Raw genomic sequence first — 11,279 nt, 5'->3', positions numbered from 1 at the left:
AATGCTAAAGGCTAATCTATGCAGAATTTCGTACATTCCTGTATTTAGTATATATGCTGCTATTCCACTCATTCATGATGTAATGCCTAACCATAACGGGTATTACAGCGAGGATTGGATCGCATTGGCAGGGATGTACGCGTTAGGCGCATTGATATCCTTACCATTGTTCTATCTTCTTAAAAAAGCGGATAAGAGCGGCAGCGGTGTTTCAATCGCCTCGTTCTTTCCACGCTTGCTTGGGTCAATTTTAGCGCAAGTAATATGCCTCTATTTCTTCTGGGAAAATTCAATATATCTATATCTGTCGATGTCCACAGTTATGGTTCTTTCCGCCGTGTTATTTGGGGTTGGAAGGAAGGGGTTAAACCTCTTAAAGGATAAAGATACAGGTAACGTCTATGAAATACTCGGAAGTAAAGCGTATAGACTCTCAGACGAAAAGGCCGCTAGATATCAAACAAGTTTGTCTGGCAAGGGAATAGCATTGGCTGAGTTTTCATCGAGTCAATATTCAGGGCTAGACACAAATTCAACTGTTTTACCTATCAATTTCGGTGCGAGTCATACTGATATCAGTCAAGGGATTGCTATAAATCCTTCGTCAGGAATGCCAATGGTTGGTGGCATCTCTGGCCTGGATATACACGGAAACAGTTGGGGAACAAACTTCAACGAACCTTCAAATACGTATGACCCTAACCGGGGATACTGAGAGTAAGGGGGCAATGGCCCCCTTAATTTTTGTAGTAATCTAAGTCAATCATCTATTTAACCTAAATTCCCTTTCAAATCAGCCGATAACGTCTCCGTTAGCTATATCTCGCTAACGGGGACGTTTTTCTATGCACAGGATGAATTCATGAAATTAAAACAATTAGCCGTTGTAGGTCTGATCGCTTCAACTCTCGCTCTGTCTGGTTGTGGTGCCATGTCCACAGCGGTGAAGAAACGTAATCTCGATGTCAAAACTCAGATGAGTGAAACCATCTGGCTGGAGCCTTCATCAGAGAAGACAGTTTATTTGCAGATCCGCAATACATCTGACAAGGACATGTCAGGCCTGCAGGCACAAATTACAAATGAACTGGCCGCGAAAGGCTACCGCGTCTCCAGCTCTCCGGACACAGCCTACTACTGGATTCAGGCAAACGTGCTGAAAGCCGAAAAAATGGATCTGCGTGATGCGCAGGGCTTCCTGAAAACCGGCTATGAAGGTGGTGCAATGGGCGCTGCTCTGGGGGCTGGTATCACAGCCTACAACTCCAGCTCTGCCGGTGCGACACTGGGTGTAGGGCTGGCCACCGGGCTGATTGGTATGGCTGCAGATGCAATGGTTGAAGACGTCAACTACACGATGGTGACCGATCTGCAAATCTCCGAGCGCAGCAAAGCGGCCGTCACGACCGACAATATTGCCGCCCTGAAGCAGGGAACGTCCGGCATTAAGCTTCAGACCAGCACGGAGCAGGGCAACCGTGCTAAATATCAGACCCGCGTGGTATCCAACGCCAATAAGGTGAACCTCAAGTTTGAAGAGGCGAAACCTGTTCTCGAAGCACAGCTGGCCAAATCCATCGCTGGCATCATGTAATGTCCTGCGGCTGCGGCGATCGTCGCAGCCGTTCTCCTTCCCCCGCTGATTTTTAACTGTGCTCATTTCGGGCAGGGTGCGTCAGTGCTTTCTGTCAGTTACCAGTAATTACGCTTCCTCGCATGACTGCGCCATGCGCAGTCCTGCCTGCGGCGAGCGTTGCGTCCTTAATTTCAAAGGAGTTCGTCCATCATGATGCATCAGATAAATGAACGTGCAGATTACTCAGCTGAATTCTGGTCGCTTATCCATCTGGAAAGTGAGCTGATGGTAGCGAGGGCTTATCTGAATGTCTTTGGTTCACTTCCTGAGAGGCACGGAATGACCATTGTTGCTTTCTGGGCTGGCTATGAATTTACCCTTTATGATCTGGAGCCCCGGGAGTGGCATTCACCGGTTTATAAGGATGTGGCTTGGTCAGTCCGTTCTGTGGCTGCATACATTAATAAACAGGACTGGGAGGTCGGATGTCAGCAGGCCAGGTATGAACTGAGTCAGATGGAATAACCTGACGATTGCCCCCCACGCGGTACCACATTTTTTCATCAACCTTTTCAAAGCTTCTTCTCTGATAACGAACATCACCACGCAGGTGATGCGATAACGGCTGGACAACACTCTATGAGCTTCGCAGGAAAAAACCTCACCCAGGGCGGGCAGATGACCGCCTACCGCTGGCGCATGTTCATTCAGGTGAACAACTGGATAGGATTCTGGATCTTCATCCTGTTCGCCGTGCTGACTACCGCCATTTTTCTCTGGCGAATTCCACAGGAAGCCCTTGATAACGGCTCCCTGTGGTGGTTCGCCAGCATCAACAGCAGTTTTATCGATCTGATGCCGGCAACGGGGACGCCAAAAATTTACAACGTCCACTACTGGTATGCGCCAACGGCGACGATGATGGTGCTCAAAATGACCCTGCCGCAAATCTATGCGGACCCGTACATGCAGGCTATGGGTGACCAGTGCCTGACTGAGCTGCAGTGGGCGGCCGGTGCCAGCGGGCTGTTCAGTATGGTGGTGTTTATCGCCGTGACATGGTTTATCGCCAGTATCGGTCGTAAGGAAAGTGAAGACGAATACATTTCCGGGATGCAGCTGACTGACAAGCCTGCTGAAGTTAATAAGCTGCTGCGTAAAAACGGTGAGTTCTCTGACCTGCGCGTGGGTGATCTGCATATGGTCAGGATGGCGGAGGTACTCAATTTCCTGATGCATGGCACTATCGGGGTGGGGAAGTCGACGCTAATACGCTGGTTACTCGACTACATCCGCAAACGTGGTGACCGGGCCATCATCTACGACTCCGGCTGTACCTTCACAGAAACCCACTATAACCCTGACACTGATTTTATTCTCTGCGCCCATGACGAACGCTGTGCCAACTGGCAGATGTGGGGCGAGTGTGTCGACGCCGTTGATTATGACAACCTGGCCGCCAGCCTTATTCCGGTGGAAGGCGACTCAGATCCGTTCTGGGTATCCAGCTCGCGAACCATCTATGCCGACCTGGCCATTCGTATGTCTACGGACCCGGAACGCAGTATTGAGAAGTTCCTCAAAACCCTGCTGTCCCTCAGCATGAAAAATCTGCGCGACTATCTGGCCAACACGCCCTCAGCCAACCTGGTTGAGGAGAAGATCGAGAAAACGGCCATTTCCATTCGCTCAGTGGTAACCAACTACGCCAAAGCCCTTCGCTACCTGCAGGGGCTGGATGACGGAACAAAGCCACCGTTCACCATCAGAGAGTGGATGACGCAGGAACGCTATGACAGCAGCTGGCTGTTTATTTCAACCCAGGCTCGTCACCGCAAGAGTGTACGTCCGCTGATCTCACTGTGGGTATCTCTGGCCACGCTGATGCTGCAGAGCATGGGGGAGAACAGCGACCGCCGCGTATGGTTCATTATCGATGAAGCCCCCAGCCTGCAGCGCATCCCCGAGCTTGCCGAGACACTTGCAGAGGCGCGTAAGTTCGGCGGCTGTTTCGTGCTGGGGATGCAAAACATGGCCCAGCTGGTTCACGTCTACGGCCGCGAGCTGGCTAAAAGCATTTTCGACCTGATGAATACCCGTATGTACGGTCGTTCGCCGAGTGCCGAGATGGCCAAAGTGGTGGAAGAGGAGCTGGGCAACCAGCGTAAGCGCAAAATCCGCGAGCAGAACAGCTACGGTCTGGACCAGGTGCGTGACGGTGTGTCCCTCGGTAAGGACGAGGTCAATAACCCCATTGTCGACTACGAGCAGATCATGCGTCTGCCAAACCTCAACTTCTACGTGCGCCTCCCGGGTGAGTATCCGGTCGTCCGTCTGAAGCTGAAATATCGCGCCCCGAAGAAGCGGCAGGCAGGCCTGATCGAGCGCAACATCCGTGATGCGCTCAGTCCGGAGCTTGAGAGGGTTATTCAGGAGAACGAGCGCGCAGCGGCTGCTGCAGGTCTGACATTCCCGACCGGAGACGAAGTGCTGGAAAAGGGGAGCGAGACATCATCTGCAGCTGACGGTCCTGCACCGGTTTCATCAGCAGGGGCATCCGGCTCACCGGCGGCATCGCCCGTCGAAAAAGTGGCGCGTACTCCTGCGGAAGAACCTAAACCTTCGCGCAGCGCTGCACCTGAACGGCAGTCGGTACCAGCCAGGGAGCCCGTGACATCCCGAACAGCGCCAGTGGTCCCGGAAGTCGTAACTGAAAAACACAGCACGGTGACAGACCCTGTCACCGATGATGAAAAAGACAACGTTGTTTCTCTTCGTATTGTCGGGCTGGCTAAACGTACCGCTGAAGCACCGGGCAAAGCACCGGTCGTAGCCGATGTATCTGGCAGCAAATCTCCTGCTGGCTCCGTACAACCGATGCCGGATGCTCTCAAAGCCCTGCGAAATCGTCAGCACATATCTGAACCGCCCGTCGCATCCCCCCTGAGCATGCTGCACAGGGCGCGTCAGCGTCCTGCCACTTCAGAAGGCGATCAGCAGACCGAAGAAAGCGGTGGCGAATCAATGAACCTGGATATGAAGGTGACGGCACTACCTGACGGCGGCCTGAGTCTGACGACGGCTGGGAAGTCAGTGACACCGCAGACCCCGGATGAAGCACACCGGACGAGCCGGCAGCTGGCGCAGGAAGAAGAGAACATTTTAATTCACCGTCACGCGGACGATCCGGGTTACGACGAAAACGACCATCACTATTACGACAGAGAGCATGACCTATGATGTCAGTCGCCCCAGTAGCGTCAGCCGGCGAGGCTGCAGGCTACTACAGCAATTCCGATAACTACTATTTTCTGGGCAGCCTGCAGAGCCTCTGGATGGGAGAGGGTGCAAAAGAGCTGGGTCTGGAGGGCAACGTCCGTGGCGATGATCTGACGGCCGTGCTCGAGGGCCGTCTGCCGGACGGCTCACGGCTGGGTAAAGAGGTTAACGGACAGCACGTCCACCGTCCGGGCCATGACCTGACCTTTTCCGCTCCCAAGAGCGTGTCCATTCTGGCTCTCATCGGCAACGATAAAGAAATGGTGGAAGCACATAACCATGCCGTCCGCGTGGCAGCCGGCTATGTGGAGAAGCTCATCTCGGCCCGCGACACGAAAGACGGCGTTACGTCCATCGTACACACCGGCAAGATGGTGGCAGCCGCCTATACGCATGATACCTCGCGCAATCTCGACCCGCAGCTGCACACCCATCTCCTGATTGCCAACATGACGGAGTATGCGGGCAAATGGAAAGCCCTGGCCACGGACTATATCCATAACGCCGGCTTTATCGAAACCGTCATGAAGCACCAGGTCACCCTCGGGAAAATTTATCGCAGCGCGCTGCGTGAGCGGGTTGAAGCGCTCGGCCATGAAGTGGAAGAAGTAGGCAAGCATGGCATGTGGGAGATCAAGGGCGTTCCGGAAGAAGTCAGGGACGAATATTCCTCACGGGGCCGGGAAATTCAGGGGGCCGTGGGGGCTGAAGCCACGCTGCGCAGCCGGGATGTGGCGGCCAAAGACACCCGCAGAGCGAAAGTTGACCCTTCTCGGATGCGCCTGATGGAACGCTGGGTGGGACAAATGAAGGAGAAGGGATTTGACCTGAAGGCGTATCAGGAAAGCGTGGTGCCGCGTGATGCAGGTGTTCGTGAGACCGCGACTCAGCCGGAGCGAGATCACCAGGCTAAGCCGGTTCCTGCCGGGCCTGAACAGGCTTCTCTGCAGACGTCGTCCACGGCAGAAAAGAGCGTCGACACACCTGCTCAACCCGCAGAACGGGAGAGCCAGTCCCGTCAGCCAGTACCACAACAGACTGACACGCTGAGTCAGCCGGCACAGACCGGTCCCGAAAAGACGCCAGCGGCCAGGAGCTTTCCTGCAGCGCAGCTGGACACTGAAATACCCCGCCCGGAACTGACTGAGGCTGTCCGGCTGGCCATCTCGCAGCTCAGCGACAGTAAAACGCGCTTCACCTTTGGCGAGCTGATGATGACCACTGCTGAGCTGAGCGAACAGCTGCCGGAGATTCAGGATATTCGTGTGGCCATCGATGCGGCGCTGAAGGACGGCATGATTGTGCCACTGGACAGTGAGAAAGGAGTCTTCACCTCCCGTATTCACCTGCTCGATGAACTCTCGATCCAGGCGCTGAGTCAGGAGCATCTCAAATCCACAAAAGTCGTCAGTTTCACCCGCCCGGCGCAGTACGCGCCGGCTGCGCTGGAAGTGGTAGAGAAAGACGCCCTGGTTCTGATGAATGCCCCGTCAGGCGTGGCGGGCATCCGTGACCTGACCGCGCAGCTGGCCGGTATTGCCGGCGCGAACGGTCGTGACGTGCAGGTGCTGGCCAGCTCTGCCGAGCGCGCCATTTCACTGGCGAAATCCGACGATTTGCGGGAACGGATCATCAGCCGTCAGCATGTTCTGAGCGGTGATTTTCACCTGAAACCCCAGAGCACGCTGATTATCGAAGGAGCAGAGCGTCTGGGATTAAAGGAGACACTGGTTCTGCTGGGCGAAGCGCGCGCGCAGGACGCACAGCTGGTCTTTCTCGACAGTGCCGGGCGGCAGGCGAACGGTAATGCCATGTCCGTACTGGAGTCCGCGGGGGTTGTCCGCTCCCGCCGCACTGAGCCGACACCCGGGCTTGAGGCCGAAGTGGTCAGTATTCCGAACAAACGCGACCGTTACGAGGCGCTGGCCAACCGGTTTGCAGAGCTGAGCGGAGGAACTGAAAACGTCACCGCCGTCGTGATCGGCCGGCGTGAACAGGCACAGCTGACGGGCCTGGTACGTGAGGCGCTGCAGAACGCAGGGCAGCTGGGCCGCGACGGCGTGGAGATAGAGGCCCGGCAGCCGGTCTGGCTCGACAGCAAAACGCGCCGCATGCCCGGTTCATACCGTCCCGGCATGGTGCTTGAAGATCGCACGGACGCAAAAGAGCGTAAGTCCTATGTGATTGATCGGGTGCATGAGGATACGCGAGTCCTCTCGCTCATCGACGGGGACGGCGTGCTGACCCGGATGAAAATCGGTGATATCAGCGCTGACTGGCGTCTTTTCAGCCGTGAAACCCTCAGCGTGGCCACCGGCGAAAAACTGCTGTCCGTGGCGGGCGACCGCGAGCACAGCCTGAAGGCCAAAGATCGTCTTGAGGTGACCGGGATAAGTGAAAAGGGGATCGAGGTTAAACGGGGGGAAGACACCCTGACGCTGCCAAAAGACCAGCCGCTCTATCTGTCACATGCTTACGTGACCGCGCCGGGCGGACGGGATAACGACACCGGCGTGGTGCTGGCCGCGCTGAACAGCCGCGACATATCGACCCAGACCATGAACTCGCTGGCACAGAGTGGCCACCGTGCGGAAGTGTTCACCGCCGAGGTGCAGGACCGGGCTGAAGCCCGGTTGCAGCGCATGAAGACAAATGCCTCTCCCGTGCAGCTGGTCAAAAACCTGAGCGGACACCAGGACGTCAGTCAGGCGGTGGATTCACTGCATGACAGCGTCCGGACGGATGCGGGACTTGCCGTCTGGCGTGCCATTAACGACCAGCGCACCGTGGTTATCAGCGAGCTGAAGCTCGCGACGGAAGCGCAGAAATATCATCCCGACCTTGAGGCCATCGGGAATGAAATTGGCGCGATGATCAAAAACGGCGAGCTGTTATCCGTATCTGCAGGGGGGGAGCCGGTACTGGTTTCCCGGTCCACCTGGGAGATGGAGAAAGCCATTCTGCGCGTGGTGGAGGAAGGAAAGGGCACGCAGCAACCGTTGCTGGAACAGGTACCGGAGGCCGTGCTGAACGGCCTGACGGATGGCCAGAAAAAGGCGACCACCCTGGTGCTGGGTACCACGGACCAGTTTATCGGGATTCAGGGCTATGCCGGCGTGGGGAAAACCACGCAGCTGAAGGCGGTGATATCTGCACTGGAGACCTTACCGGCGGACGTTCGCCCGGTGATGACGGGGCTTGCTCCTACGCACCAGGCAGTGAAAGAGATGAGCGACGTCGGTGTACGGGCGCAGACAATCAAATCCTTTGTCGTTGAGCATGACCAGGCGACGGCCGCAGGCGGGAAGCCTGACTATAAAGGCCAGGTGTTTCTTATCGATGAGTCCTCAATGGCAGGCAACCAGGATACGGCGGCACTGTTCCAGGCCATTGCCAGCGGCGGTGGACGTGCAGTCTCGATGGGGGATATCGACCAGTTTGAAGCGGTCGACGTGGGCGCGCCGTTTAAGCTGATGCAGGAGCGAAGCCCGATGGATGTGGCCATCATGAAGCAAATCGTCCGTCAGAAAGACCTGCAGCTGCGCGGTGCCGTTCACGACATCATTGATAACCGGATCGATGCGGCCCTGCAGCGCATTGAAACCCAGACGGCTGACCGCGTTGCGCGTAGCGCTTCAGCCGCGCTCCCGGAGAGTGCCATTCAGGAAACGGAGGCGCCCGTTAACGATATCGTGGAGGACTGGACGGACCGGACGCCGGAGGCCCGGTCCCGCACGCTCATCATTGCGCAGCTGAACGCCGACCGTAAGGCGATAAATGCCGGCATTCATGCCGTGCTTGCTGCGCGGGGGGAACTTGGAGAGAAGGCCATTAAGGTGCCCGTGCTTGATAAAATCACCCATACCCGCCATGAGTTCAACAAAACAGAGGCCTGGGAAGCCGGGATGGTGGTTAAACGCGGCGATCGCTACCAGGATGTGCTGGCCGTTGACCGTAACGGCAGCACGGTGACGGTACGTGATGAGGAGGGGAAGATTGGTCTGGTTTCACCGAAGGAGCTGATCACCGGTGACGTGCAGCTGTTTCGCCGCAGCGAGATGGAAGTCCGTTCCGGCGATCTGCTTAAGTTCACGGCGACCGATCGTGAACAGGGGCAGATGGCCAACCAGCGCTATACGGTGGAGTCGGTCAGCGAGGAGGGGAATATCCGTCTGAAGGGGGAGAACGGTCGCGTCACCATCAATCCGGAGAAGGTCCGGGCGCAGCAGCATCTCGACTACGGATGGGCCGTTACCGGCTACGGTGCACAGGGGGCAAGTAGCGATTACGTCATTGCGCTTGAGGGCACGAAAGACGGGCGTAAGGCGCTGGCTTCCCGTCGGGCCTTCTACATCTCAACTTCCCGCGTCAAGGAGCACGTCCAGATTTACACCGACAATAAAGCGGACTGGGTTAAGGCGATAAAAACGCCGGAGCGTGATATCAAAACTGCGCACGATGCGCTGGCACCAGAAACGCAGCGTAAACAGGCGAAAGCCATCTGGGCAATGGGGCAGCCGGTGAAGAAAACGGCCATCGGTCGCGCCTGGGTGCGCCATCAGGGCATGCAGGATGCGTCACTGACGGCAAAAATCATCCCGGCCACCCGGCGTTTTCCTGAACCGGCGCTGGCGCTGCCGGTGTATGACAACAATGGCAGGAGTGCGGGCCTGGCCCTGGTTTCCCTGGTTGCCAGCCCGGAAGGACGGATGACGCAGGGTGAGACCCGGATGGTCATGACAGAACGTGCCCGTGGCGCTGTGCTGCAGCGGAGTCAGTCCGGAAACACGATTGTGGCCAGCGACCTGACGGCCGCACTCGATGCAGTACGAAATAATCCAAAGGACGGCGTGGTCTGGCAGACGGGAAATGAGTCACTCTCGACACATCTGTTAAAAGTCAGTGGCGGAATTATCAGGGCAGAGGAAGAGGGACTCGCTCAGCACGTTATCGGCAAAGAAAGCGAAATTGTACTTCCGGCAAAAACCGTGCTGCACGAAGCCCTGGCGGAAACTGCTGATCTTAAGGCAGCGCTGGCACAGGAAGAAGAAAGACGACAGCAAGATGAACCAGGTATCAGTAAGGCATTGATACAGGAGAATGCGCCCAAAGATGAGCAGGAAAAATACTCGATTCCGGTTGAGGATACGGTGCGCATCAGGCCTGAAATGATCGCTGACAATCAGAGCACAGAACCACATAAACCCGAACACTGGAAGGTGAAACAGATAGCGGACAGGGACAGTAGCATGGCGAAGGACGTGGGAAGAGTGGACGGTCGCGATAATGTAGCGGACAAATCCCTTTCTGACCGTGAGCAACATATGGCGTCACGTATGGGCAGACAGCTGGTCAACAGTGAGAGCGATATCGTCCGTCAGCCAGACAGTAGTGAGCGTGGAAGGATGCCGGAGCGCGAAGAACAGACACTCACCCGAACCATTCAGAAAGAACGTTAATCTCACTTTTAACCACGAGAATCAGACAATGAAAGCAAACAAATTAGCAGCATTTATAGTTACAACATACATTGGCTTTATTTCAACGGCACACGCTTCAGCCCCTCAGCCCTTATTCAGCCCGGAGCAGGAGGCACGTATCGGCGAAATCGCTGCCGACTATCTGGTTTCTCACCCGGAGATTCTGGTGACGGTCAGTCATAAACTGCAGGAACAGCAGGAGGCACGTAAGCAGAAGATGTTTGCACTCAGCGTAATGGAGAATCAGGCGAACCTTCTGCATGATCCGGACACACCGGCTTACGGGCCTGATAACGCAAAGGTCGCGGTGATTGAATTCTTTGATTACCAGTGCGTGTTCTGCAGCCGCTTCGCGCCGGAGCTGGAGAAGGTTATGAAAGCGCAGCCGGACGTCCGCTACCTCTTTAAGGAGTGGCCAATATTTGGTGGTCGCTGGGAAGCTTCACTGCAGGCAGCGCAGCAGGGGCTGACGGTCTGGCAAAAGAAAGGGCCGCAGGCCTATGTCACCTATCACAATGCCATCTACGCCACCGGCCATAATGAAGGCAAGCTGACGGCGGAGGATATTCACGGAGCAGCGTCAAAGGCGGGACTGACCACCCCAGCTCCTGGCGACCATACCGCATCCCTTGAGAAAAACAGTAACCTGGCTGAGGCGCTGGGACTCACCGGAACGCCGGGGATCATCGTCATGCCCGTTAGCGGAGCGACTCCTGACACCATCACGGTTTTCCCGGAAGCCGTTACCGCTGAAAGACTCCAGGCAGCAATCCGGAAAGCCTCACGCGCACAGTGACCCCGGTCCTGTAGGGGTCGTCTCAGAAAACGGAATCTATGGTCACTCCCGTTTTTGCAACACCGATTTTGACGATAAGTTGGCTTGCTTGAATCTATCCGGCGTCTGAATGGGATTTTATTCCCGCGCCTCGATGAGTTCCGCGCCT

The 11,279-nt window shown here is 56.1% G+C and carries 6 protein-coding genes; all 6 read left to right on the top strand.

Going from position 1 to position 11,279, the window contains the following annotated elements; translation table 11 throughout:
- The first annotated feature begins 1 nt into the window (after position 1).
- A complete protein-coding gene (locus tag ACMWKK_RS22485; protein WP_047028015.1) occupies positions 2 to 715 on the top strand; it encodes a hypothetical protein in 714 nt (237 codons plus the stop codon).
- 147 nt (positions 716 to 862) lie between these two features.
- Entirely contained in the window at positions 863 to 1,594 is a 732-nt protein-coding gene (traT, locus tag ACMWKK_RS22480) for a conjugal transfer complement resistance protein TraT (RefSeq protein ID WP_047028016.1), read from the top strand.
- A 192-nt stretch (positions 1,595 to 1,786) separates the two neighbouring features.
- Positions 1,787 to 2,101, top strand: a complete 315-nt coding sequence (locus ACMWKK_RS22475) for a hypothetical protein (RefSeq protein WP_047028017.1) — start codon at positions 1,787 to 1,789, stop codon at positions 2,099 to 2,101.
- A gap of 114 nt (positions 2,102 to 2,215) precedes the next feature.
- Complete coding sequence (gene traD / locus ACMWKK_RS22470; RefSeq protein ID WP_047028018.1) at positions 2,216 to 4,816, top strand: type IV conjugative transfer system coupling protein TraD; 2,601 nt, start codon at positions 2,216 to 2,218, stop codon at positions 4,814 to 4,816.
- Complete coding sequence (gene traI, locus ACMWKK_RS22465; RefSeq protein WP_047028019.1) at positions 4,813 to 10,314, top strand: conjugative transfer relaxase/helicase TraI; 5,502 nt, start codon at positions 4,813 to 4,815, stop codon at positions 10,312 to 10,314. Before traD ends, traI begins: the two co-directional genes overlap by 4 nt.
- Positions 10,315 to 10,342: 28 nt before the next feature.
- Positions 10,343 to 11,131, top strand: a complete 789-nt coding sequence (locus tag ACMWKK_RS22460) for a DsbA family protein (protein ID WP_047028020.1) — start codon at positions 10,343 to 10,345, stop codon at positions 11,129 to 11,131.
- The last annotated feature ends 148 nt before the right edge of the window (positions 11,132 to 11,279 follow it).

This window comes from Enterobacter sp. 01-M-03-SI-ECC, assembly GCF_047530215.1.
GTDB lineage: Bacteria > Pseudomonadota > Gammaproteobacteria > Enterobacterales > Enterobacteriaceae > Enterobacter > Enterobacter chengduensis.
The sequence above is the reverse complement of the archived record's forward strand: the minus strand, read 5'-3'. Positions and strand labels throughout refer to the sequence as shown.

What these genes read in the sequence shown, in the direction of transcription:
- ACMWKK_RS22485 (WP_047028015.1), top strand. Translation starts at nt 2, where the DNA reads ATGCTAAAGGCTAATCTATGCAGAATTTCGTACATTCCTGTATTTAGT.
- traT (WP_047028016.1), top strand. Translation starts at nt 863, where the DNA reads ATGAAATTAAAACAATTAGCCGTTGTAGGTCTGATCGCTTCAACTCTC.
- ACMWKK_RS22475 (WP_047028017.1), top strand. Translation starts at nt 1,787, where the DNA reads ATGATGCATCAGATAAATGAACGTGCAGATTACTCAGCTGAATTCTGG.
- traD (WP_047028018.1), top strand. Translation starts at nt 2,216, where the DNA reads ATGAGCTTCGCAGGAAAAAACCTCACCCAGGGCGGGCAGATGACCGCC.
- traI (WP_047028019.1), top strand. Translation starts at nt 4,813, where the DNA reads ATGATGTCAGTCGCCCCAGTAGCGTCAGCCGGCGAGGCTGCAGGCTAC.
- ACMWKK_RS22460 (WP_047028020.1), top strand. Translation starts at nt 10,343, where the DNA reads ATGAAAGCAAACAAATTAGCAGCATTTATAGTTACAACATACATTGGC.